Annotated in this window: 27 protein-coding genes; 18 read left to right on the forward strand and 9 right to left on the reverse strand. The window is 64.4% G+C overall.

Annotated features, from left to right (window positions below; all coding sequences use genetic code 11):
• Window positions 1-92: 92 nt before the first annotated feature.
• From N6H05_RS07660 to N6H05_RS07670, 3 genes are all read left to right on the forward strand, one after another.
• Window positions 93-860 carry an energy transducer TonB gene (locus N6H05_RS07660; protein ID WP_284113368.1) on the forward strand — a complete coding sequence of 256 codons (768 nt, stop codon included), beginning with the start codon at window positions 93-95 and terminating at the stop codon, window positions 858-860.
• A gap of 83 nt (window positions 861-943) precedes the next feature.
• Window positions 944-1,627, forward strand: a complete 684-nt coding sequence (locus N6H05_RS07665; RefSeq protein WP_010335919.1) for a Fe2+-dependent dioxygenase — start codon at window positions 944-946, stop codon at window positions 1,625-1,627.
• Window positions 1,628-1,985: 358 nt separating this feature from the next.
• Complete coding sequence (locus N6H05_RS07670) at window positions 1,986-2,384, forward strand: hypothetical protein (RefSeq protein WP_284113369.1); 399 nt, start codon at window positions 1,986-1,988, stop codon at window positions 2,382-2,384.
• Window positions 2,385-2,513: 129 nt separating this feature from the next.
• On the opposite strand, the gene N6H05_RS07675 is transcribed toward N6H05_RS07670, so the two are convergent.
• Entirely contained in the window at window positions 2,514-3,806 is a 1,293-nt protein-coding gene (locus N6H05_RS07675; protein WP_284113370.1) for a S41 family peptidase, read from the reverse strand.
• A 96-nt stretch (window positions 3,807-3,902) separates the two neighbouring features.
• Between N6H05_RS07675 and N6H05_RS07680 the strand changes: the two genes are divergently transcribed.
• Entirely contained in the window at window positions 3,903-4,511 is a 609-nt protein-coding gene (locus N6H05_RS07680) for a helix-turn-helix domain-containing protein (protein ID WP_284113372.1), read from the forward strand.
• 140 nt (window positions 4,512-4,651) lie between these two features.
• Window positions 4,652-5,047 (forward strand): hypothetical protein, encoded by a 396-nt coding sequence (locus tag N6H05_RS07685; protein ID WP_284113373.1) that lies wholly within the window; start codon window positions 4,652-4,654, stop codon window positions 5,045-5,047.
• 392 nt (window positions 5,048-5,439) lie between these two features.
• On the opposite strand, the gene rarD is transcribed toward N6H05_RS07685, so the two are convergent.
• Together rarD and N6H05_RS07695 are read right to left on the reverse strand one after the other, a co-directional pair.
• Window positions 5,440-6,336, reverse strand: coding sequence for an EamA family transporter RarD (rarD, locus tag N6H05_RS07690; protein WP_284113374.1), 897 nt, complete (start codon window positions 6,334-6,336; stop codon window positions 5,440-5,442).
• A gap of 2 nt (window positions 6,337-6,338) precedes the next feature.
• Window positions 6,339-6,560 (reverse strand): hypothetical protein, encoded by a 222-nt coding sequence (locus N6H05_RS07695; protein WP_004208594.1) that lies wholly within the window; start codon window positions 6,558-6,560, stop codon window positions 6,339-6,341.
• A gap of 163 nt (window positions 6,561-6,723) precedes the next feature.
• Here N6H05_RS07695 and N6H05_RS07700 point away from each other — a divergent pair, with 163 nt between their 5' ends.
• From N6H05_RS07700 to N6H05_RS07720, 5 genes are all read left to right on the forward strand, one after another.
• The gene (locus N6H05_RS07700; RefSeq protein WP_029548006.1) at window positions 6,724-7,470 is read left to right on the forward strand and encodes a hypothetical protein; all 747 of its coding nucleotides are present in this window, start codon (window positions 6,724-6,726) and stop codon (window positions 7,468-7,470) included.
• 151 nt (window positions 7,471-7,621) lie between these two features.
• Entirely contained in the window at window positions 7,622-7,987 is a 366-nt protein-coding gene (locus N6H05_RS07705) for a hypothetical protein (protein WP_284113375.1), read from the forward strand.
• Window positions 7,977-8,228 (forward strand): hypothetical protein, encoded by a 252-nt coding sequence (locus N6H05_RS07710; RefSeq protein ID WP_247594339.1) that lies wholly within the window; start codon window positions 7,977-7,979, stop codon window positions 8,226-8,228. The genes N6H05_RS07705 and N6H05_RS07710 overlap by 11 nt, the downstream gene beginning before the upstream one ends.
• 86 nt (window positions 8,229-8,314) lie before the next feature.
• Window positions 8,315-9,223, forward strand: a complete 909-nt coding sequence (locus tag N6H05_RS07715) for a LysR substrate-binding domain-containing protein (RefSeq protein ID WP_284113376.1) — start codon at window positions 8,315-8,317, stop codon at window positions 9,221-9,223.
• A gap of 260 nt (window positions 9,224-9,483) precedes the next feature.
• Window positions 9,484-10,503: a fatty acid desaturase family protein gene (locus N6H05_RS07720; RefSeq protein ID WP_284113377.1), complete on the forward strand. Its 1,020-nt coding sequence runs from the start codon at window positions 9,484-9,486 to the stop codon at window positions 10,501-10,503.
• Window positions 10,504-10,518: 15 nt separating this feature from the next.
• Here the strand turns inward: N6H05_RS07720 and N6H05_RS07725 are convergent, their stop codons facing one another.
• Complete coding sequence (locus N6H05_RS07725; protein ID WP_026108941.1) at window positions 10,519-10,992, reverse strand: Lrp/AsnC family transcriptional regulator; 474 nt, start codon at window positions 10,990-10,992, stop codon at window positions 10,519-10,521.
• A 102-nt stretch (window positions 10,993-11,094) separates the two neighbouring features.
• Here N6H05_RS07725 and N6H05_RS07730 point away from each other — a divergent pair, with 102 nt between their 5' ends.
• The 7 genes from N6H05_RS07730 to N6H05_RS07760 all read left to right on the forward strand — a co-directional run bounded on the left by N6H05_RS07730 (window position 11,095) and on the right by N6H05_RS07760 (window position 16,281).
• On the forward strand, window positions 11,095-12,057 hold the full coding sequence (locus N6H05_RS07730; RefSeq protein ID WP_284113379.1) for a DMT family transporter: 963 nt from the start codon (window positions 11,095-11,097) through the stop codon (window positions 12,055-12,057).
• Between the two features lie 44 nt (window positions 12,058-12,101).
• Window positions 12,102-12,488 carry a fluoride efflux transporter CrcB gene (crcB, locus tag N6H05_RS07735; RefSeq protein WP_284113380.1) on the forward strand — a complete coding sequence of 129 codons (387 nt, stop codon included), beginning with the start codon at window positions 12,102-12,104 and terminating at the stop codon, window positions 12,486-12,488.
• On the forward strand, window positions 12,485-13,843 hold the full coding sequence (locus N6H05_RS07740) for an RluA family pseudouridine synthase (RefSeq protein WP_284113381.1): 1,359 nt from the start codon (window positions 12,485-12,487) through the stop codon (window positions 13,841-13,843). Before crcB ends, N6H05_RS07740 begins: the two co-directional genes overlap by 4 nt.
• 11 nt (window positions 13,844-13,854) lie before the next feature.
• Window positions 13,855-14,514 (forward strand): HAD-IA family hydrolase, encoded by a 660-nt coding sequence (locus N6H05_RS07745; RefSeq protein ID WP_284113382.1) that lies wholly within the window; start codon window positions 13,855-13,857, stop codon window positions 14,512-14,514.
• Window positions 14,511-14,765: a hypothetical protein gene (locus N6H05_RS07750; protein ID WP_004208582.1), complete on the forward strand. Its 255-nt coding sequence runs from the start codon at window positions 14,511-14,513 to the stop codon at window positions 14,763-14,765. The genes N6H05_RS07745 and N6H05_RS07750 overlap by 4 nt, the downstream gene beginning before the upstream one ends.
• The gene (locus N6H05_RS07755; RefSeq protein WP_284113383.1) at window positions 14,762-15,457 is read left to right on the forward strand and encodes an ATP12 family chaperone protein; all 696 of its coding nucleotides are present in this window, start codon (window positions 14,762-14,764) and stop codon (window positions 15,455-15,457) included. Before N6H05_RS07750 ends, N6H05_RS07755 begins: the two co-directional genes overlap by 4 nt.
• 98 nt (window positions 15,458-15,555) lie before the next feature.
• Window positions 15,556-16,281: a tetratricopeptide repeat protein gene (locus N6H05_RS07760; protein ID WP_284113384.1), complete on the forward strand. Its 726-nt coding sequence runs from the start codon at window positions 15,556-15,558 to the stop codon at window positions 16,279-16,281.
• 45 nt (window positions 16,282-16,326) lie between these two features.
• Here the strand turns inward: N6H05_RS07760 and N6H05_RS07765 are convergent, their stop codons facing one another.
• Genes N6H05_RS07765 through N6H05_RS07775 form a run of 3 tightly spaced genes read right to left on the reverse strand, consistent with a single transcriptional unit; the run spans window position 16,327 to window position 18,849 of the window.
• Complete coding sequence (locus tag N6H05_RS07765) at window positions 16,327-17,010, reverse strand: murein L,D-transpeptidase catalytic domain family protein (RefSeq protein WP_037521167.1); 684 nt, start codon at window positions 17,008-17,010, stop codon at window positions 16,327-16,329.
• Between the two features lie 52 nt (window positions 17,011-17,062).
• Complete coding sequence (locus N6H05_RS07770) at window positions 17,063-17,383, reverse strand: hypothetical protein (RefSeq protein ID WP_004208577.1); 321 nt, start codon at window positions 17,381-17,383, stop codon at window positions 17,063-17,065.
• Window positions 17,384-17,388: 5 nt separating this feature from the next.
• The gene (locus tag N6H05_RS07775; protein WP_284113385.1) at window positions 17,389-18,849 is read right to left on the reverse strand and encodes a L,D-transpeptidase family protein; all 1,461 of its coding nucleotides are present in this window, start codon (window positions 18,847-18,849) and stop codon (window positions 17,389-17,391) included.
• A gap of 57 nt (window positions 18,850-18,906) precedes the next feature.
• Between N6H05_RS07775 and N6H05_RS07780 the strand changes: the two genes are divergently transcribed.
• Entirely contained in the window at window positions 18,907-19,809 is a 903-nt protein-coding gene (locus N6H05_RS07780) for a histone deacetylase family protein (protein ID WP_284113386.1), read from the forward strand.
• On the opposite strand, the gene N6H05_RS07785 is transcribed toward N6H05_RS07780, so the two are convergent.
• Both N6H05_RS07785 and N6H05_RS07790 read right to left on the reverse strand, forming a co-directional pair.
• Window positions 19,789-20,367: a hypothetical protein gene (locus tag N6H05_RS07785; RefSeq protein WP_004208574.1), complete on the reverse strand. Its 579-nt coding sequence runs from the start codon at window positions 20,365-20,367 to the stop codon at window positions 19,789-19,791. The two genes, N6H05_RS07780 and N6H05_RS07785, sit on opposite strands and share 21 nt — an antisense overlap.
• Before the next feature lie 84 nt (window positions 20,368-20,451).
• Window positions 20,452-20,772: a phosphoribosyl-ATP diphosphatase gene (locus tag N6H05_RS07790; protein ID WP_284113387.1), complete on the reverse strand. Its 321-nt coding sequence runs from the start codon at window positions 20,770-20,772 to the stop codon at window positions 20,452-20,454.
• Between the last annotated feature and the right edge of the window lie 39 nt (window positions 20,773-20,811).

The raw sequence follows: 20,811 nt of genomic DNA on the forward strand, positions 1-20,811 counted from the left end.
GGGGCGAAATGCGCTAGGGGCCTGCGAATGAAATTGATTCGCATTAGGGTCCGCTGTATCGCGATCCTAGGCTGACGGATGGAGGACAGGCAATGCTGCAGGCGGCACAGGGCAGGGCGGAGGTCTATGCGACCGATTTCGCCGATGTCGGTGACGATCGTCCGATGCCCGTTGCCAGCGGGCGTGCCATCGCTGTTCCAGTCGAACGCTATGGCGCCCGGCGCGGTCCGAACCTGCCCGCCATTGCCGCCATCCTGGTCGTGCATGCGCTGCTGATCGGCGCGCTGATCCAGGTGCGCAATCATGTCGTCCGGGCCGAAGAGGCGAAGCTGACGGTGGTGAACCTGTCGCCACCCCCGCCACCGCCCGCCGCCGAAGCGCCTCCGCCGCCGCCATCCCAGCCCCAGGTCGTGGCGCCGCCGCCGATCATCCAGACGCCGGTGCCGCCGGTGCAGATCGCCACCACGCCCGATCCGGTCCCCGTGCCATCGCCGGTCGCGGTGTCGGCTCCGCCATCGCCGCCGGCACCCGCCGCGCCGGTCATGGCTGCCGCGGCGCCCTCGGTCGTGCAGGTCGGCGATATCGGCGCGCAGATGGTGTCGGGCAAGCCGCCCCGCTATCCGATCGACAGCCGGCGCAAGCGCGAGCAGGGCACGGTCGTGCTGGCGCTGGTGGTCGGCACCGATGGCGGCGTGGAGAGCATCGGCATCGCCCGCAGCAGCGGCTTCGCGCGACTGGATGATGCCGCGCGCGATGCGGTCAAGCATTGGCGCTGGCGCCCGATCATCCATGACGGTCAGGCCGTGCGGGTGAAGGGCGTGGTCGAAATCCCCTTCGTCATCCGCACCGACAAGGCCTGACAGACAGGGCCTGACAGACAGCGCCTCACCGGCGCGCCTTGCGCGACCGCAAGCCCAGGCCATCCCGCCCCGGAGTATCCTTCATGCTGATCGTCATTCCCGACCTGATCGACGCCGCCGGCGTCGCCCACATCCGCGCGCTGATCGATGCGGCGCAATGGGTCGATGGCAATGTCACCTCCGGCCATCAGTCGGCGCTGGCCAAGCGCAACCTGCAATTGCCCGAAAGCGCGCCGGAAGCGCGCCAGGCGGGGCAGATGATCCTCGATGCGCTCGGCCGCTCGCCCCTGTTCATCGCCGCCGCACTGCCGCTCAAGATCTTTCCGCCCCTGTTCAACAGCTATGCCGGCGGGCAGGCGTTCGGCACCCATGTCGACAATGCCGTGCGCATTCAGGCCGGCACCGGTTTTCGCGTCCGATCCGACCTGTCGATCACCGTCTTCCTGGAAGAGCCGGAAAGCTATGAAGGCGGCGAACTGACGATCGAGACCAATTTCGGCGTGCAGCAGGTGAAGCTGCCGGCGGGGCAGGCGGTGCTCTATCCTTCGTCCTCGCTGCATCGGGTCGAACCGGTGACGCAGGGCCGGCGCGTCGCCAGCTTCTTCTGGATGCAGTCCATGATCCGCGACGATGCCGCGCGCCAGATGCTGTTCGATCTCGACAGTTCGATCCAGCAACTGGCGCTTGATCGCGGCCATGACGATGCGCAGGTGATCCGCCTGACCGGCGTCTATCATAATCTGCTGCGCCGCTGGGCGGACGCCTGAGCGCTGCCTGACCGACATGTCACGCGCATTCTGACGCGACAGTGACGCGACATGAAAGCGACGCCCGCGCAACAATGAGGGGCGGGCGCAGGCGGCAAGTAAGGAACAACACTCGGCATCGCGCCGACTGAAGCAGAAAGGAGCGGTGTAGGACATGATGCCGTTGCGCGCAGCTCTGCGTGGCGTTGGCCTGCCCGAATAGGGGCAATCGCTGCAGTCTGCTCATGCTAACGTCCTTCCGCAAAGCGGACCTGGCCGTTTCCGTCATCCCGGACTTGGTCCGGGATGCATTCAGCGTTTCCTCTCCATCCTTGCGCAGAATGGATCCTGACTTGCGTCAGGATGACGCCCGTGGCGATTGGCAGGTTTCGACCACAATATGCCGTTGCACGGACAGGAATGCAGTCCTGATTGCAGACGTTCCCGAACGCGGTATGTTTCGATTATGCCTGCCGCTCATCCTCCGGTTTTGCCTGCGTCCCCAGCGCCAATTAATGATGTTGAGGCACGACTCATCACGGAAACAATCAGACGCTTCTTTGGCGACGACGCCGTAGTGCGCAACTACGGTCCCGACCCTGCTCGACTGGCTCTTCATGTGGAAGCGAACCGCGATATTGGCATGGCGGAGTATGACTGCCTGGGCGAGCTAATGGCGCGAATTGACCGTAATCAGATCAGCCTTGATGTCACACGACGCGGCACGCGTGTTTTCGGCAACGCCAAGCTGGCTTATCGGCAGGGCACCATCCTTTGAAATTCAGCCGGTCGGCAGACGACCATTTGGAGACACTCATCCGCTAATTTTTCCTTCTCAGGTGCAGACCGACCGGTTTTGGGCGAGCGCAGGATTGTGTTTCGAGAGTGCCTCGCACCTGCCTTGCGCTTAAGACCCTGTCGATGCGCCTCGATCTGGATTGTTTCCCACCGCCGCGCGCAGATATCTGGGTGCAGTTCCTCGGGAAGGTGGAGCAAGCACAAAACGGGGGTAGAAAAGAAGCAATCCCGTATTTGGAAGTGTTACGGATTGTACACCACCAGATTGCTCTGTTCGTGCGGCATTTCCAATGCCGGTCAAGGTGCCCAAGCCGTAATCACGTACAACATTGCTGAACAGGACGGCTGATGAGTAGGTCAGTGGACCTATCAGAACTTCTACTTTCCCATTGAAATGCAGCGGTTCATTCAGGGCTGGATCGGTCGCGGTAGCGATTTCGCCCGTCGACAGGGAGCCGTCGCGCTCCCGCTTAACGTAAGTCGATCCCTGTTTGTAGGGTTTGGTCGCAATGTAGTGGAGAATGCCCTCTTTCCACATATCGTCATCGCCGCCGCTATTGGCACTGACGTCAATGATAAGCTGCTGAGCCGAGGTCGCCTTGATCCGCGCAAAACAGTCATGCGTAAATTGAAAAAACTGCGATTTATCCTGCCATGCGAACGACGCAATCGTCAGTTTTGCAGTGTGATCAGCCTTGATATCGCAGGAGAATAGCCGCTCGAAGCTTTGTTCCTGCTGGAGGATTGCCGGCAGCACATGTTCCGCCATGATCCGATGCGGCGTTTGAGAGCCCGCAAATCGAAGATCGTAAAAAGATGGCCTTCCATAAAGTTGAGCGAAGCCAAGCCACCACCGCTGTGAAAGCAATGCTGCTCGAAATGCCGGCGTATCTCCATGCATTCGCGCCAGCAGCGTGCGTCCGATGCCATGAGCATCTTGACCATTTATCCAGGTGATCCTCCGTCCAGCAAACGGCGTCGCCGCTCCGCCCAGCTTAGCGGTAACAACCGGATAACCTCGCCCGTCAAGTTCAACCTCGAAAGGGAAAAAGCCAACTCCCTGGCGCACATCGTCTGTGGTCTGTGCTCGCCAGTTCGGCAAGCTGATGAACAAGTGACCGTCCGCGAGCAGAGGGTTCAGTTGGGCCATGACTGCCCAGGCTTCGCCCTGCGACATGCGATGAGAGAGCTGGGTCCGTATCGAAGCTACGGCAGTCTGCAGTCGCTTGCGAGATACCGAATGTTCAAGTCGCGGGTGCTGTCGCTCAATCGTGTCGATCGCAAAGTGCAAATCGGCCTGTAGAGCCGACGGCTCGAATGATTGCGGTTCTGCTGCCAAGCCGTTGGCGGGAAACATGCACAGAGCCGCCACGATCGCAGACAGAAAGTTGGAACGATTCACGATTGGCCTTCCTCTTCTCCAGCCTCGCAAATGACGGGCTTCCATTGAACGATTCGTTGAAATATATGACCCATATTTCAACAGGAGTCCATTGGGATGAATAATCAAGACGACGGAGAGTTGATCGGCGATCCGGCGCTGATCAGACTCCTGAGCTCGCCGATGCGGCAGGAGCTTGTAGACACCCTGGCCGCGCTCGGCGGCGAGGCGACCGTAGCGACGTTGGCAAAAGAGCTGGGGCGTCCGGCAGACGGCCTTTATTATCATTTGCGTGCGCTTGTGGCGGCCGGACTGATTTGCGAGGTGCCGGCGCATGAGAAGGGGGAACGCCGTTATCGCTTGGCGAGCCGCGGCGGCGGTCCAATTCGGCTTGCCTATGACCTGAATCCTGAAGGTAATGGTGCCGAAATCCGCAGTTTCGCCCGTGGGCTGCTACAAATAGCCGAGCGTGATTTTCACGAGGCTTTGAGCAACGTGGACGCGGTAGTTTCCGGCCCACGGCGCGAGCTTTGGGCTTCACGCAATAAGGGATGGCTCAGCAACGACGATCTGATCGAAGTTAACGCTCTGCTCGAACGCTTGAGTGAACTGACGAGCCAACCGAAGATGGATGGCAAGGAGCACCTAATCAGCTTGGTATTTTCGTTAGCTCCGATCAACCCACTTCCCAAGCGACGGGCTCCTGGATCTCCTAAGGCGAGATAGCATTCTGATCATCAGATCTAAGCTGGTAAAATTTGATGCAGCAGTCGACCAATAGTTGCCGGCACACTGGTATTTCTGCTCTCCCGTTAGCGGAAGGCGTTGCATTGCGCTAAGTTGGCGGAATGGGAACCAGATATAACATGCTTAGAGCGACAATTGAGCGTCTGGCGGCAATGCCCGACGCACAGGTGAGATATCTGGATAATATATTCACTGAAATGACAGGCGGTGAAAGCGCCGTAGCCTATGGTAACGATGAACTCGTTTTGGAGTTTGATGATATATTCCCCGCTGCTGAGCATATGCTGGAATATAGAGAAATCACCCAAGCTGAGATCGATGCAATTCAACCGCTTGCTGATATGCTGGATTTGTTCTGTCGTGAAGCGGACGATTTTTTCTGGCAGCGAGACGCCCTGTATTCCGATGATCGCTGGAAGAAACTTCGATATTGTGCTGGCAAGGCTCTTCATCATCTTCCTGATGAAAAGCGTGAGAGCGATTACACACGTGGATTAATGGGCGATACGGATTAATCCCCATGTCAGCTTTCGTGATTTGGTGCGCGAAACCGGACTATCCGCTCCCCACCCATTCCGGCCGCCCCGATAAAAGTCCTGTCCTACAGCCATGCGCCTGGTATAAACTTCCGGCCGGCTCCTTCCTATCGTCAACCCATTCTATTCCGGCCGTTTTTCCCGATCGGCCCAATATCCCTCATGGCGCACACGCGTAAACTTCCGCGCACCTTCAGCTAAGGCATTGAAAAGACGTTGTTATGATTGGGGTGAAACGTCATCGGGCAGCCGCTATTGCGGCCTGATCGGTCAAGTTTCGCCTCTTGCGACCAAGTAATCCCGCTGTCTGGGCCTTTTCGCCCACCATGCACGCCCATCCGCTACCCCGAACGGCCCTGTCCCGGCTGGGGTCAGGCCGTCGCCAGCCGGTTGCGGCGGGCGGCGGCATAGCTGTCGCTGGCGAAGAGGATGAGGCCCAGCCAGATCAGGCCGAAGCTCAGCATCTGCCCCTGGCTCAGCGTCTCGCCCAGCAGCACCACGCCGCACAGGAATTGCAGCGTCGGCGCCAGATATTGCAGCAGCCCCAGCGTCGCCAGCGGCAGGCGCTGGGCGGCGGTGGCGAACAGCACCAGCGGCACGGTGGTGACGCCGCCGGCCAGGATCAGCAGGCCAGTGGTCGGCACGTCCTGGCCAAAGCTGATGCCGCCATGGCCCGACAGCCAGATCAGGTAGCCGATCGCCGGCGCGACCAGCAGCAGCGTCTCGACCCCCAGACCGGTCATCGGCGCAACCGGGGTGAGCTTGCGGATCAGGCCATAGAGGGCGAAGCTGATCGCCAGCGCCAGGCTGATCCACAAGGTGGTGAGCGCGGCCGCAGCCAGGATGGCGACGCCGATCGCGGCGATCGCGATCGCCAGCATCTGTCCGCGCCGCAGCCTTTCCTTGAGTATGACCACGCCCAGGCCCACGCTGACCAGCGGGTTGAGGAAATAGCCCAGGCTGCAGGCGACGACATGGCCGTCATTGACCGCCCAGACATAGACCAGCCAGTTGATCGCGATCATCACCGCCGATGCCGCCAGCGGCAGGACCAGCCGGGGCGTGCGCAAGGCGGTTATGAAGGCGGCCAGTCCCTTGCGCGCCGCCAGCAGCACCAGGATCAGGATGACCGACCAGATCACCCGCTGGGTCACGATCTCGATCGGGTCGACATGATGCAGCAGGCGGAAGAAGAGCGGCAGCATCCCCCAGATGCTGTAGGTGCCGATCGCGGCGATGACGCCCTTGCGGGCTTCGCTTTCCGCCATGGTCACAGGATGCCGCCGCCCAGGAACAGGCGCAGCGCGCCGAAGGCGGCGACGATCAGGCAGAAATTCTGCCCGCCCTTTTTCGACGACATCAGGCCGATGAAGGCGCCGAACAGCGCCATCGGCACCAGCAGCCAGTTGAGCGCGCCGAGCAGCGGAAACACCGCCGGGATCATCAGGACAAGGGTGACAAGACCGATCAGGGCTGACAGAAGGTTGAGCATAGTCCGACTGATGGCGGCTTTGCTGTCCCGGAACAAGACAAGCGACCATGCCACCCGGCAGAAACTGGCCCTGCGATGGCGTAAGGGCGTCTATGCACACTGAATGCGAACGGAAAGTCCCGCTATCCGTTCTAGGTCGCCGGGTTATGAAGGAGCGAGGCGGATGGCGATTTCCAGACAAGTTGGTGTGATGGCGTTGCTGCTGGCGCTCGCGGCCTGTGGCAAGGGCGGCAAGGACGGCAATCTTGCCGCGCTGGATGACCAGTTGACCAACAATGCCGCGGACCCGGCGGTCAAGGGTGCGCTGGCCGATGATATCGTCGTCGATCCCAATCTGGTCGGCCAGTCGAACCGCAATGCCGTGCGCAGCGCCGATCGTGCCGCCAATGGCGCCCTGCCGGTGCTGAGCGGCGACGCCGGCAAGGCGCAGGCGGAAGCGGCCAAGCTGGTCGGCGGCAAGCTGCTGTCCGCGCCGGCACCGGTCAGCGGTCCGATCAAGAACAGTCCGATGACGCTGGGCGGGCTGGCGCGCGAACAGGCGCAACTGGGCGGTGGCGGCAATGCCGGCTGCGCCAAGAAGCTGGTCTATGGCATGCAATGGGCCAGCCGCATGCCCGATCCCTTCACCCTCTATCCCGGCGCGCAGCTGACCGAGGCGGCGGGTGCGGAAAAGGATGGCTGTACCCTGCGCGCGGCGAGCTTCGTGACGCCGGTGCCGAAGCAGGGTGTGATCGACTATTATTATACCCAGGCGCGCCGCGCCGGCTTCGATGCGGAACATCGCATCGTCGAGGGCGACAATGTGCTGGGCGGCACGCGCAAGGCCGATGGCAGCGCCTATTTCATCGTCTTCACCAATGCGCCGGGCGGCAAGACGGGCGTCGATATCATCGCCGACCACGGCCGGTAAAAGAGGCCGTAGGGGTAAGGGGGCTTCGCTCCCTTTTGCTGAACTGGGGCGCTTTGTTTCCAAAACGGAAACGATCTGTCGTCCTTTTGCCGGCTACAAGCCCGACCCGTGCATCGCTACATCGCCTGCAACAACAGGTGGGATCAAGGCGATGCAGCACTCCGTCTTCAACCGGGCCGATACGGCCAATGACAATGTCGGCGAACCCTTTGACGCGCAGGAGCGCCAGGTGCTCTGGCTGGCCGATAGCGATCCGGCGAGTTCGGTGCCTTCCGTCCGCGCGCCGCTCGGCCGCTTGCGCAGCTTCCTGCGCGGCCCGGAACCGACCTACACCCTGGCCAATCCGCGGCTGGAAACGCTGCGCCAGAGCGCGATCATCCTGCGCACCGGCCGGTCGCTGACCGGCGAGGAACTGGACGCGTTCGATGCGGCCGGTTTCTCGCGCGAGCAACTCGGCCTGCTGCGCGTGCTCTACATGACCGGGGATGCCCGGCGGGCGGTGGTCCGTGCGGCCTGATCCTTCCGGCAGCGCATTGCGCCAGCAGCCGATGCAGGCGCTGGAGATGCTGCGCGCATTCCATCTGGCGCACCCGCGTGTCGTTACGCGGCTGGCGCTGTTCTTCCTGATCCTGTTCGTGGAAATCGTCCTGTTCAGCGGCATCAACGGCATGGTCGATGACCTGCTGGTATCCTTCGTGGCGACGGTGGCAGCGTCGCTCTTGTTCCTGCCGATGATGGTCAGCGGCCAGGCGCGGTGATCGCGGATGCCGCGCCTGGCTGGCGCCAGCCAGGCGGAGGGTGTAGCACCGGCCCGACGCGGCAGGAGAGCGGACGGGACGGCGCCATGGATCTGGATGATTTGCGCAGCTTTGCCCAGGTCGTACGCCATGGCGGCTTCAGCGCGGCGGAGCGCGCCACCGGCGAACGCAAGGCGAAGCTCAGTCGCCGGGTCGCGCGGCTGGAACAGGTTCTGGGCGTCCGCCTGATAGAGCGATCGACCCGCAATTTGCGCGTGACCGATGTCGGCCGCGAAATCTATCGCCAGTGCGAGACGATCGCCGAGGGGATCGACGCCACCCAGGCGATCGCCGCGCGTGCCCGGTCGCAGATCAGCGGCAATCTGCGCATCGCCTGTCCGCCGGGGCTGGCCCGCTATCTGCGCACCGATGTCTTTGCCCGGTTCCTGCTGCTCTATCCCGACGTCCATCTGGAAATGCATATCAGCAGCCAGCGGATCGACTTGATCCAGGAACGGTTCGATGCCGCCTTTCGCGTGGATATCGACACCGTGCATGACCAGGCGCTGACGATGCATCAGCTGGGGCGTCTGGACCGCATTCTGGTGGCCGCGCCGGCGGTGGCGGCACAGGCCGCGGCAACGACGATCGCCAGCCTTGCCGACCTGCCGACGCTGAGCGTGGGCGAGCATGTCGAACATGATGAATGGCTGTTGATGAACGGGCAGGGGCGACAGCATGTCGTGGCCCATCATCCCCGATTCTGCAGCAATGATTCGGCGACGGTGCGCGATGCGGCGGTGGCCGGGCTGGGCGTGGCGCTGCTGTCGTCAGCGGCCTGTTCGGTCGAGCTGCAACAGGGGCGGCTGGTGCATGTCCTGCCCGACTGGCGGACCAGCGAGGGCATTGTCCACGTCCTCTTCACCGCGCGCACCGGCATGTCGCCAACCTTGCGCGCGTTCATCGACTATGTCGCGGAAAGCTTTCCGTCGCTGACGGACGGCCCGCTGGCCTGAGCTAGGCTCAGCGCAAGCCGGCTTCCTTGGTCAGGCTGTACAGCCCGCCGACGATCAGCCCGAGCGCCAGCATGTGCGCCGAAAATTCGAAAACCATATCAACCATCATCGATCCCCACCGATTGGAAGCGATCCTTCTGCGACCATGCGCCTAACAAGCCGTTAATGCTGATAGGGGTTAGGGGGCTTGGCTTGACGCTGTTCTGCGCCGATCATAGCATTCCGTCCCACGCAGGCATGGTGTTGGGAGGCATGTTGCCATGGAGGATATCGCCCAGGAACGTGGCCCCGGCTATCGTTACTCGCGGCGTGCCACCCTGCCGCTGATCCGGCAATTGTCGGTCGTCCCCAACTGGCGCAACGCTTGTCTTCTGATCCTGCAATGGACCGTCATCATCGCCGCCTGCGTGATCGCGATCCGGGCCGATCACTGGCCCATCTATCTGATCGCCGGCTTCGTCATCGGCACGCGTATCCAGGTGCTGGCGGTGATGATGCATGAGGCCTGCCACGGGATGCTGTTCAGCAATCGCCGGATCAATGACCTGATCGGCGACCTGTTCGTAGCTTATCCCTTTGCGCTCAGCGTCGATCTCTATCGCGCCGCCCATATGGTGCACCACCGCCATACCAATACGATGCGCGATTATGATTATCGCGCCGCGCGCAAGGATAGCGACCAGGATTTTCCGAAGGACGGGCGTGCCATGCTCATTCTGCTCCTGCGCAGCCTGACCGGCGTCAATTATTATCGCGTGGCGCGCCCGGCGCGGGTCTGGTCGCCGCTGGCCAATTTCCACAATCCGATGCGCTTCGGCTTCGACTTCCGGCTGGCGCTGCGCGTCCGCTATGTCGTCTGGGCGCTGCTGGTCTATGGGATCATCCTGTGGTCGCCCTGGCGCTGGCAGATATTAGGGTTGTTCCTGATCCCGCAATTTCTGTGGATGAACGTCTTCAACCGCATTCGGGCGATGGCGGAGCATAATGGCGTCACTGATGAAACAGAGATACGCGGCACCCGCACGGTCATCCCGACCCTGATCGACCGCATCCTGATCGGGCCGCTCAATGTCAGCTATCATCTGGAACATCATCTGTTCCCGTCGGTGCCCTGGCATAATCTGCGCCGCTTGCACCGGCATCTGATGGCGTCCGACCCGCTCTATGCGCGGGATGCCCATGTCACGCGCAGTTATTGGGGCATGATTCGGGAATTGATGCCGCCGCCGGGGGCTGGCGATCCCAATCGGCGGGCCGTGCCGGCCGAGGCCAATCCCTAGGCTGGAAGGCGCGGATCAGGGAATGACCAGTTCCATGCCCGCCTTCACCCGGTTGAGCGCCAGATAGCTGTGATAGCTGGCGACCGATTCATTTTCCGCGAACAGGCGGCGGGTGATCGCTTCGTAACTGCGCATGTCGGGCGCGACGATCAGCATGATGAAGCTGCGGCCGCCGGTGACATAATAGCATTGCTGCACTTCGGGCGCGTCGCGGAACAATTGCTTGGCCTTGTCGACGCGCGCCGCCTTTTCATCGACCAGATTGACCTCGACGATCGATGTGACGCCCAGGCCCACCTGATCGGGATCGACGATTGCGACATTGCGGACGATCACGCCGCTGCGCTCCATCGCGGCAATGCGGCGCTGCACGGCGGCGGTCGACAGGTTGACCGCCTCGGCAATCGCGCGCTGGGGCATGCGGGTGTCGCGCTGGATCAGGCGCAGGATCGCCCGGTCGAAATGGTCGATCTTGGTGGTCTGGCTCATGAAATGAGTAATTGTTGCATTTGACCGGCCAATCAAGAGCGCCTTTCTCGCATCGATGATGATATTTCCCTTCACCTGAATTTCGACAGGCGGAATGCGAGCATGAATCAGTCACGGGCATCCGGCGCGATCCTGGCCGGCATCTTTTGCGGCATGGGGGCGGGGGCGCTCTGGGGCCTGGTCTTCCTGGCGCCCGAGATCGTGCCCGGCTTCAGCCCACTCGAACAGGCGATCGGCCGCTATCTGGCCTACGGCCTGATGTCCGTGCTGCTGGTCGCGCCGCGCTGGCGGGCGATCCGGCCGCTGCTGACGCCGCGTATCTTGTGGGCACTGGCCTGGCTCGCGCTGGCGGGGAACCTCTTTTATTATGTGCTGCTGGTGAGCGCGGTGCAGATGGGGGGCATTGCCATGACCTCGCTGGTGGTCGGCTTCCTGCCGGTGGCGGTGACCATCGTCGGCAGCCGGCAGGCGGGCGCGGTGCCGCTGCGGCACCTGGCGCCGTCGCTGCTGCTCTGCGTCGCGGGTGCCCTGTGCATCGGCTGGCAGGCGATCGTCATGCCGGGCGGGGGCGCGGTGGCGACGCGGATCATCGGCTTTGCCTGCGCGGTTGGGGCACTGATTTCCTGGACCGCCTTTGCGATCGGCAATGCTCATTGGCTGCGGCGGATGGACGGGATCACGTCGCAGGACTGGAATTTCCTGATCGGCCTTGCCACTGGCGCGCAGGCCCTGCTGTTCCTGCCTCTCGTGCCTTGGCTCGGCAGCGGCACGCATGATGCGGCCGAATGGACCCGCTTTGCGGCTGTCGTGATCGCTGTCGCCCTGTTCGCCTCGATCGTCGGCAATGCGCTGTGGAATCGCATGACCCGGTTGCTGCCGTTGACCATGGTCGGGCAGATGATCCTGTTCGAAACCGGCTTTGCCCTCCTCTATGGTTTCATCTGGGAAGCGCGGCTGCCGACGCCGCTGGAGGGCACGGCGTTCATTCTCGTGATCCTCTCGGTGCTGAGCTGCATCGCTGCCCATCGCCGTCCCGTCCCGGCGGAGGCCAGCATCGCTGCCTGAATGCGTCCTTTCCCCTTTGGCGGAATCGCGATAGGGCGACAATCATGACCAATATCTTCCTTGTTATGGGCGGCGGCGCGGTTGGCGCGGCGCTGCGCTATCTGCTGGGGCGGTTCGCCGGGCAGATGGCGCCCGGCGCGGCCTGGCCCTGGGGCACTTTTGCCGCCAATCTGATCGGCGGTTTCGCCATGGGCCTGCTTGCCGGATGGCTGGCGCGCGGTAACACGACGTCGGGCGAGCCAATGCGGCTGCTGCTCGGCGTCGGCGTGCTGGGCGGTTTCACCACCTTTTCCTCCTTCAGCCTGGAGACGATGCTGATGATCGAGCGCGGCCAGATCGGCCTGGCGCTTGGCTATGCGCTCTTCTCGCTGGTCGGCGCGGTGGCCGCGCTGGCGCTGGGTCTTACGGTTATGCGGAGTGTTGCGGCATGAAGGGGCGTCCTCCCGGCAAATCCGGCGGTCCGGCACGGGGCGGCAAGCCCGGCGGTAGCAGCGCGAAACCCGGCGGCCGTAGCGGCGCGCCCGGTCGCGCCCGTGGCGGCGCCAAGGCAGCGAGCGCGCGCAAGCAGGATGGCGACCGGCCGTTCAAGCCCGGGACCAAGCCAGGGGGCAAGCCCCGCACCAAGGCCCCCGTCGCCAGGGCGGCGGCGCCGGCCCCGGCGGTCGCGACCAAGCCCAATCCGGCCAAGGGCGTCAGCCTGGATGTGCGGCAATATCGGGTGCAGGCCGATGACGATGGCATTCGCCTCGACCGCTGGTTCCAGCGGCATCTGCCCGATGTCGGCTTCAACATCGTGTCGCGCTGGTCGCGCACCGGCCAGTTGCGCGTCGATGGCGCCCGCGCCGCGCCAGGCGACCGCATCGCCGAAGGCCAGATGATCCGCGTGCCGCCGGCCGAGCCAAAGGTGGCGGCGGCCGACAAGCCCAAGCGCGTCCGCGTCATCGACCTGACCGAGGACGAGATCGCCTATGTCCAGGACATGGTGATCCATCGCGACAAGCAGGCGATCGTCATCAACAAGCCGCCGGGTCTCGCCACCCAGGGCGGGACCAAGACCGACGAGCATGTCGACCGTCTGCTCGACGGGCTGATCTTCGACGCCGAATCCCGGCCCAAGCTGGTCCATCGCCTCGACAAGGACACCTCGGGCGCGCTGCTGCTGGCGCGTTCCAGCCGTTCGGCCGCGCATTTCGCCAAGGCCTTCTCCAGCCGCACCGCGCGGAAAGTCTATTGGGCGATCGTCATCGGCGTGCCCAGCATCGACGATGGCATGATCGAACTGCCGATCACCAAGCAGCCCGGCACCGGCGGCGAGAAGATGCATGTGGACGAGGAAGAGGGCCTGCCCGCCCGCACCCGCTATCGCGTGATCGAACGTGCCGGCAACCGCGCCGCCTGGGTCGAGTTGCAGCCCTATACCGGCCGCACCCACCAGTTGCGCGTCCATATGGCGGCGATCGGCCACCCGCTGGTCGGCGACGGCAAATATGGCGGCAAGGACAGTTTCCTGTCCGGATCGATCAGCCGCAAGATGCACCTCCATGCCCGTCGCATCCGCGTCGACCATCCCGATGGTGGCCGTATCGACATGAAGGCGGAACTGCCCGAACATTTCCTCAACAGCCTGGTCGCGCTCGGCTTCGACCTGTCGCTGGGCGATATGCCGCTGGATGACGAGATCGACCGGACGCCGACCCGCGAGGACGAGAAGAAGGCGGCCCGCGCCCATGCCAAGCAGATCCGCAAGGGCAGGCGCGGCGAACGGCGCGGTCGCGGCGAGAAATAAGAGGCGCGGGCATGAGCAACCGCCTCGTCGTCTTCGATTGCGACGGCACGCTGGTCGATAGCCAGCACAGCATCTGCACCGCGATGGCCCGTGCTTTCGAGGGCGAGAAGCTGGTGCCGCCCGATCGGCTGGCGATCCTGTCGATCGTCGGGCTGTCGCTGCCCCATGCGATGGCCCGGCTGCTGCCCGATGCGGAGCCGGACTATCACCAGTTGCTGACCGATCGCTACAAGGCGGCCTTCCACGCCCTGCGCAGCGCCAATGCCGTGTCCGAACCGCTCTATCCCGGCATGGCCGACCTGGTGCGGGCGCTGGACGGCGATGGCTGGCTGCTGGGCGTCGCCACCGGCAAGTCCGATCGCGGCCTCAACCTGTGTCTTGCCCATCATGGCCTGGCGCATCATTTCGTGACCCTGCAGACCGCCGATCGCCATCCGTCCAAGCCGCACCCCTCGATGCTGCTGCAGGCGATGGCGGAGGCGGGCGCAGTGCCCGAAACCACGGTGATGATCGGCGATACCCATTTCGACATCGACATGGGGCTGGCCGCCGGCGCCCGCGCGATCGGCGTCGGCTGGGGCTATCATGCGCCGGCCGAACTGGTGCAGGCCGGCGCCCATGCGGTGGCGATGGACAGCGACGAGTTGCGCCGCCATATCGACGCGCCATGAACGACATGCCCCCCATCCCGCCGGTCGACCCGGAGAAGATCGCGCGCCAGCGCCATTTCGCGCTTGGCCTGTTCCGCCTGTCGGGCGCCTTCCTCGTCATGTTCGGTTTCCTGGCGATCATGCAGCGCTTTTCCTGGGTACAGGGCGACAAGGCCAAGGCGTTCGGCCTGATCATGGTCGTCGCCGGCCTGTTCCAGTTCATCATCGTGCCGCGCCTGATGCTGGCCCTGTTCAAGCGGAGCCGCCCGTGAAGCGTTTCTACAAGGATGTGACGGTCGAGCCGGTCGAAGCCGGTTTCGCGATCCGGCTGGATGGCCGCCCGGTGCGCACGCCGGCCCGTGCCGAACTGGCGCTGCCCAATGCGGTGCTGGCGGAGGCGGTGGCGCAGGAATGGCGCGACCAGGGCGAGATGGTCGATCCGGCGACGATGGCCTTTACCGGCCTTGCCAATGCGGCGATCGACCATATCTCCGGCAACCGCGCGAAATTCGCGGCCGACATTGCCGAATATGGCGGCACCGACATGCTCTGCTACCGGGCAGAGGGGCCGGAGGCGTTCGTGGCGCGTCAGGCCGCTGCCTGGGATCCGCTGCTCGACTGGGCGAGCGCCCACTACGACGTCGCCTTCGTCACCACCCAGGGCATCATCCATGTCGCCCAGCCCGACGCGACGCTGGAACGGCTGGCGGTGGCGGCGGACGGACTGGATCCTTTCACCCTGGCCGGCCTGTCGCGGCTGGTGACCTTGAGCGGCTCGCTGGTCTGTGGCCTCGCGGTGCTGGAAGAAGCGTTCGACGCGGATGCCGTATGGGAAGCGGCCGAGATCGACGAGCGCTGGCAGGCCGAACAATGGGGCGAGGATGCCGAGGCGCTGGCCCGTTCGGCGCGCCGTGCGGGCGAGTTTGCCGTGGGTCGAGCCTTTTGCGGGATGGCACGAGCCTAAGGGGCTGGGAACGGGGCCGCTCGTTCGTTCATTCTTGTGTTGGCGGATGCCCTGACTGCATCCGCCACATTGGATCAACGACCAGGGAGACCCTGACCTTGCAGTCCCGCCTTTTGGTTCCTGCCTTTCTTGCCCTTTCCACCCTCGCCGCACCGGCCCTGGCACAAGATGCCCCGGCAGCCAGCGCTGCTCCCGCCGCCGGCCAGATGACCCCCGAACAGATCAACGCCTTCAACCAGGCGGTGACCGATTTTACTGCCGGCCAGACCGCGCTGCAGGCGGGCGACAATGCCACCGCCGCGACCAAATATGAGGCGGCGATGCCCGCCATCCGCACCGCGGTGGAGGTCGACCCGGCCAAGATCGACAATGTCAATTTCCTCGCCAACGCGCTTTATGCCGATGCCGCTGCCCAGGGCGCGCTCGGCAAGATGGACAAGGTGATCGCGCTTTATGGCGAATCCCTGCCGCACTGGCGCAAGCTGGTGGAGGCCAAGCCCGCCGATGCCACCAGCCGCAATATCCTGGCCGGTATCCTGATCCAGCTGGGCAACCAGAAGCTGGGCGCGCAGGACAAGGCTGGCTCCGCGCCGCTCTATCAGGAAGCGCTGGGCCTGGCCCGCAAGTCGGCGGCGGCCAATGCGGCCGATCCGGTGACGAAGAATATCCTGCTGTCGGCGCTGATCGGCGCCAGCCAGGCGACCGACGATGCCGCGCTCAAGACCGAAGCGGCGACGATGAGCAAGGCGATGCTGGCCGACGGTTCGGTCGATGCGTCGAACAAGCCTGCCGCTCAGGCGCTGAGCGGCATCAAGGCCGGCTGAGCATGAAGAGGCCCCGCCCGGTGATCCGGGCGGGGCCTTTGCCGGTCAGGCTTCGACCATGCCGGTAATCTTGTTGGCATAGACCATGCGGCCCGGCCCGAGCATGCCCAATACCTGCGGCACCATGTGGCGGGCGAGCGCGAAACAGCCCTCGCTGCGGCCGCACTTGCCCCAGGCAGCGACATGGTCCTCGCTGACATAGTCGGCGCCATGGATGACGATGGCGCGCATTTCGGCATTGTTGTTCTGCGGATCGAGCCCTGCCAGCCGCATCGACCGGCCATGCTGGCCGTCATAGACGGTCAGCGTCTTGTAGGCGCCCGACGAGCTGGCGAGCGAATTGGGCTCGTTGGAAAAGCTCTGCAGCCAGCCCGAATGGCCCGGATCGGACCCGCGGCCGTGCGACACCAGATAGCTGTTGGCCTGGCCACCGATCAGGTCGACGATATGGAATCGGAATTCCTTCGACGGCGCGTTGAAGTCGGCGATGGCGATGCGGTCGCGCAGGGTGAAGTCGCGCGCATGCTGGTCGAGCGCGGCCTTGGCCTCCTCCAGCAGTAGCGCATAGGGCTTGCGCGAAAAAATCGGTGCGGCCGATGGAGTCGCGGGAACCGGAGGACGGTTCGCGGGTTCAGGCGCTACCGGTAATGCGGCCTTGCCAACACTATCGGTCAAAAACGAAAGGGCGAGTCCGCTTAAAGCGAACTTCGTGAATTTGCGGCGATCCATGTGCCGTCTATAACAAATCAACGCCCCCGCTCCAAGACGGGGGCGCCCTTCGTCACAGGCTGCTATTGCCCGCTTCGTCCGCTCCCTGGCTCCCCTCGCCGTTTTCGCGCAGGCGCGAGGTCATGCCGCTGGCTTCGGCATCATCCAGAATCTGCTGCTGTTCCGACACGGACGGCGGCGGTGCCGGAGTCGGGGTGACGACATTTTCCGGCTCGGGCGGCAGCGCTTCCGGCTCGTTCACGATGACATTCTCGACCGGCGGTTCGACCAGATTATTGGTCGCCGGGGCTTCCTCTTCCTTCTTGCCGCAGGCGGCAAGCAGCAGCGCGCCCGACAGGGCGGCGAAGGTCAGGGGGCGGGCAAAATGGCGCATGGGGATCAGTCCTTGGCTGCGGGGGCGGTCGAATTGACCGCAGTGGGGTCGACGCGGCGGCTGGAGGCCTCGATCTTCTGGGCCAGCAGCTTGTCCCAGTCATAGGGATCGGCGCGGAAGTTCATGGTGCCGTTGCTGCTGGCAAAGGCGGTCCAGTAGAGCAGATAGACCGCGACCTGAGAGGGCAGCGACACGCGCTGGGTCTTGTTGGTATCGATCAGGCTCTGGATCTGGCCCGACAGGCTGGGATCGCTCGCCACCATCAGTTCGGCCAGCGATACCGGCTTTTCCAGGCGGATGCAGCCATGGCTGGCGAGCCGGTCATAGCTGGAGAATTTCCCGCGCGAAGGCGTGTCGTGCAGATAGACGGCGAAGGGATTGTTGAAATCGAACTTCAGTCGGCCGAGCGCGCTGTTGGGGCCGGCGGGCTGGACGATGCGCTCGCCGCCCTCGGGCGTCTTGACGATCTTGTAGCCCTGCTTGGCCAGGGTCGCGCGGCCCTTGGGGAACAGTTCCTTCCTGGCGATCGACATCGGCACGTTCCAGGGCGGATTGACCACGATGGAATGGATGTTCGACGACAGCATCGGCGTCTGGTTGGTCGGACTGCCGGTGACGGCGCGCATCGAGGTGACGGGTTCGTCGCCCTGGAACACGGTCAGCACGGCGGCGGCGATGTTCACCTGGACGCGGTTGACCGGCAATTCGCGCGGCATCCAGCGCCAGCGTTCCATATTGGCCATGATCGCGGCGATGCGATCATCCACCGACACGTTGAGCGCGGTCAGGGTGCGCGCGTCGAGCAGGCCGGTGGGGTTGAGGCCATAGCGGCGCTGCGCGCGTTGCAGCGCGGCGGTCAGCGGCTCGCTGCCGGTGACGCTCTTGTCCTCCAGCGCCAGGCGGGCGCGCACGACATCGGCCGAGGCGCCGGCCGACAGGCTGGGCCAGCCGCCGGTATCGCGAATCTTCTCATAGGTGGCGAGGCCCTTGCGCAGCCCGTCATAGCCCGAATAGGGCGGGGTCAGGCTGGCGGCCCATTGCGGCAGCCGATCCTCGGCAATCGCCTTGGCGAGCGAGGGGCGCGGATCGAAGGCAGCGGGGCGCAGCGCCCAGACCTCCAGGAAGTCGGCGGTATCGACCCGGCCGGTGCTGAGCGCGCGGCCGCGATCCAGCAATGCGTTCAGCAATTGCTGCCCGTGCATCGGCGCGGTCGGCTTGCTGCGCGCCATCAGTCCTTCGGCCATGCCGCTCTTGAGCCATTCATTCGCCCACTCATCCTGCGCCTGCGACAGGGCGGGCAGCGGTACAGGCGGGGGCATCACTGCCATCGGCGGTGGCAGAACGACCTGGCCGGCCGGCGGCGCGCTCTGGGTCGGTGTCACGGCCGGTGGCTGCGCGACGGCCGGGATGGCGGCGGCGGCCAGCAGGGGCAGGGCGAGGAAACGGATCAAATCGGGACGGTTCATGCTGGACCAGATAGCGCAAAGCGGCCATCTATCAAATCGCGATAGCGGGAAAAGATCATGCTGCACGTCGTTCACCATCCCGCCTATGTCTCCCCGGCCACAGGCGGCCAGCAGGCGCGCTTCGACAAATATGGGCTGGTGATGGACGTGCTGGCCGATAGCGGCGCACCGATGACCGTGCATGCGCCCGATCCGATGCCCGCGTCCTGGATCGCGGCGGTGCATGATCCCGCTTATGTCGAAGAGGTGCTGGCGCTCGCCGTGCCGCCCGAAAAGGAACGGCGGATCGGCTTTCCGGTAACCGAGCGGGTGATGCGCCGCGCGCTGCTGTCGCCCGGCGGCACCTGGCTGGCGGCGAAGCTGGCGCTGGTCCATGGCTATGCCGCCAATGCCGCCGGGGGCAGCCATCATGCACTGGCCGACAGCGGCGCGGGCTATTGCGTGTTCAATGATCTGGCGATCGCGGCCAACCGGCTGATTGCGGAGGGGGATGCGCACCGCATCCTGATCCTCGACCTCGACGTGCATCAGGGCGATGGCACGGCGTCGCTGATGGCGGGACGGGGTGACGTCTTCACCATGTCGATTCATGCGGAGAAGAATTTCCCGGTGCGCAAGGCGCGCTCGACGCTGGATCTGGGCCTGGCCGACGATACCGGCGATGCGGAGTATCTGGCGGCGCTGGGCGAGATGCTGCCGCGCGTGCTGGATGATTTCGCGCCGGACCTGATCCTCTATCAGGCCGGGGTGGACGGTCATGTGGACGATCGGCTGGGCCGGCTGGCGCTCAGCGACGAGGGGCTGGCCGCACGCGACGCGCTGGTGATGCGTCAGGCGCTGGCCCGCGCCATTCCGGTCGCCAGTTGCATGGGTGGCGGCTACGGCCCGGACCGGATGGCGGTCGCGCGGCGGCATGCCGCCTGCATGCTGCGGATGGCGTCAGTGGAGCGTGCTGTCTGACGCGCTGGGCTTCGCGGCGCGCCCTTCCATCAGCTTCGCGGCGATCAGCCCGGCCACGCTCAGCGCAACCAGATCGCTCAACGCCAGATAGAGGCTGTAGCCCCAGGGCGCATGGTTGAACACGGCCTGGCCGATATGCAGCCACAGCACGGTGGCGAGCGCGAACAGGATCGACACCCGCGCCCGGCTGTTGAAGTCGCCGGTGACGAAGCGCAGCGCGAGCGCGATCAGCACGCCGGTCGCCAGCGCCAGCAGCAGCCCGCCGATCAGGCTGGAGCCGTCCATCACCGGGAAGCCGCCATTATTGTAGAACAGCATCGCCACCGGCCCCTTGCCATAGAGGATGGTGCCCTGCGCCGTGGCGGGATCGGGGATGACATAGACGCCGGTGCCGCTGCGGGCCAGCGCCTGCGCCATTGCGGCCTGCAGATTGGCGCTTGCCTGCGGATCGGCACGGCTGAGCGCCAGCGCGCTCAGGGGCGTGCCCCAGAAGAGGAAGCCGATGATGAACATGGCGAAACCGCCAAGCAGTCCGCCCAGGATGGTCCGCAGCATCATGCCTTCACTCCCCGTTCCAACGCGCTCCGACACTGGAGGCTGATCTACAAACGCCGGGAAGGCAATGTCTTTCCGTGGACGGGATCAATCCTTTGGACGGGCGGCCTTTTCGGCCAGGCCTGACAGGCCTTCGCGCCGGTCCAGTTCGTCGAGCACATCGTCGAAGGGAACGCCGCAATCGGCCAGCAGCACCAGCAGGTGGAACAGCAGGTCCGCGCTTTCGCCGACCAGTTCGGCTCGATTGTCGGCCATGGCGGCGATCACCGCCTCGACCGCTTCCTCGCCGACCTTCTGGGCGATCTTGCCCCGGCCGCGGGCGGTCAGCTTCGCCACATAGGATGCCGACGGATCGGCCTTCCGTCGCTCGGCGATGGTCTGTTCGAGGGTTTGAAGGGTCGCGCGCATGGGCTGCATCAAGCGTCCCGCGCGCGACCCGTCAAATGA

It is taken from the genome of Sphingobium sp. WTD-1 (assembly GCF_030128825.1).
Taxonomy (GTDB): Bacteria; Pseudomonadota; Alphaproteobacteria; order Sphingomonadales; family Sphingomonadaceae; genus Sphingobium.

Excerpts from the sequence above, each read along its gene's own strand:
- crcB (WP_284113380.1), top strand. The coding sequence starts at position 12,102 with ATGACCAATATCTTCCTTGTTATGGGCGGCGGCGCGGTTGGCGCGGCG.
- N6H05_RS07685 (WP_284113373.1), top strand. The coding sequence starts at position 4,652 with ATGCTTAGAGCGACAATTGAGCGTCTGGCGGCAATGCCCGACGCACAG.
- N6H05_RS07750 (WP_004208582.1), top strand. The coding sequence starts at position 14,511 with ATGAACGACATGCCCCCCATCCCGCCGGTCGACCCGGAGAAGATCGCG.
- N6H05_RS07660 (WP_284113368.1), top strand. The coding sequence starts at position 93 with ATGCTGCAGGCGGCACAGGGCAGGGCGGAGGTCTATGCGACCGATTTC.
- N6H05_RS07720 (WP_284113377.1), top strand. The coding sequence starts at position 9,484 with ATGGAGGATATCGCCCAGGAACGTGGCCCCGGCTATCGTTACTCGCGG.
- N6H05_RS07700 (WP_029548006.1), top strand. The coding sequence starts at position 6,724 with ATGGCGATTTCCAGACAAGTTGGTGTGATGGCGTTGCTGCTGGCGCTC.
- N6H05_RS07790 (WP_284113387.1), bottom strand. The coding sequence starts at position 20,772 with ATGCGCGCGACCCTTCAAACCCTCGAACAGACCATCGCCGAGCGACGG.
- N6H05_RS07740 (WP_284113381.1), top strand. The coding sequence starts at position 12,485 with ATGAAGGGGCGTCCTCCCGGCAAATCCGGCGGTCCGGCACGGGGCGGC.
- N6H05_RS07745 (WP_284113382.1), top strand. The coding sequence starts at position 13,855 with ATGAGCAACCGCCTCGTCGTCTTCGATTGCGACGGCACGCTGGTCGAT.
- N6H05_RS07695 (WP_004208594.1), bottom strand. The coding sequence starts at position 6,560 with ATGCTCAACCTTCTGTCAGCCCTGATCGGTCTTGTCACCCTTGTCCTG.
- N6H05_RS07705 (WP_284113375.1), top strand. The coding sequence starts at position 7,622 with ATGCAGCACTCCGTCTTCAACCGGGCCGATACGGCCAATGACAATGTC.
- N6H05_RS07715 (WP_284113376.1), top strand. The coding sequence starts at position 8,315 with ATGGATCTGGATGATTTGCGCAGCTTTGCCCAGGTCGTACGCCATGGC.
- rarD (WP_284113374.1), bottom strand. The coding sequence starts at position 6,336 with ATGGCGGAAAGCGAAGCCCGCAAGGGCGTCATCGCCGCGATCGGCACC.
- N6H05_RS07765 (WP_037521167.1), bottom strand. The coding sequence starts at position 17,010 with ATGGATCGCCGCAAATTCACGAAGTTCGCTTTAAGCGGACTCGCCCTT.
- N6H05_RS07775 (WP_284113385.1), bottom strand. The coding sequence starts at position 18,849 with ATGAACCGTCCCGATTTGATCCGTTTCCTCGCCCTGCCCCTGCTGGCC.
- N6H05_RS07680 (WP_284113372.1), top strand. The coding sequence starts at position 3,903 with ATGAATAATCAAGACGACGGAGAGTTGATCGGCGATCCGGCGCTGATC.
- N6H05_RS07665 (WP_010335919.1), top strand. The coding sequence starts at position 944 with ATGCTGATCGTCATTCCCGACCTGATCGACGCCGCCGGCGTCGCCCAC.
- N6H05_RS07725 (WP_026108941.1), bottom strand. The coding sequence starts at position 10,992 with ATGAGCCAGACCACCAAGATCGACCATTTCGACCGGGCGATCCTGCGC.
- N6H05_RS07770 (WP_004208577.1), bottom strand. The coding sequence starts at position 17,383 with ATGCGCCATTTTGCCCGCCCCCTGACCTTCGCCGCCCTGTCGGGCGCG.
- N6H05_RS07785 (WP_004208574.1), bottom strand. The coding sequence starts at position 20,367 with ATGATGCTGCGGACCATCCTGGGCGGACTGCTTGGCGGTTTCGCCATG.
- N6H05_RS07730 (WP_284113379.1), top strand. The coding sequence starts at position 11,095 with ATGAATCAGTCACGGGCATCCGGCGCGATCCTGGCCGGCATCTTTTGC.
- N6H05_RS07780 (WP_284113386.1), top strand. The coding sequence starts at position 18,907 with ATGCTGCACGTCGTTCACCATCCCGCCTATGTCTCCCCGGCCACAGGC.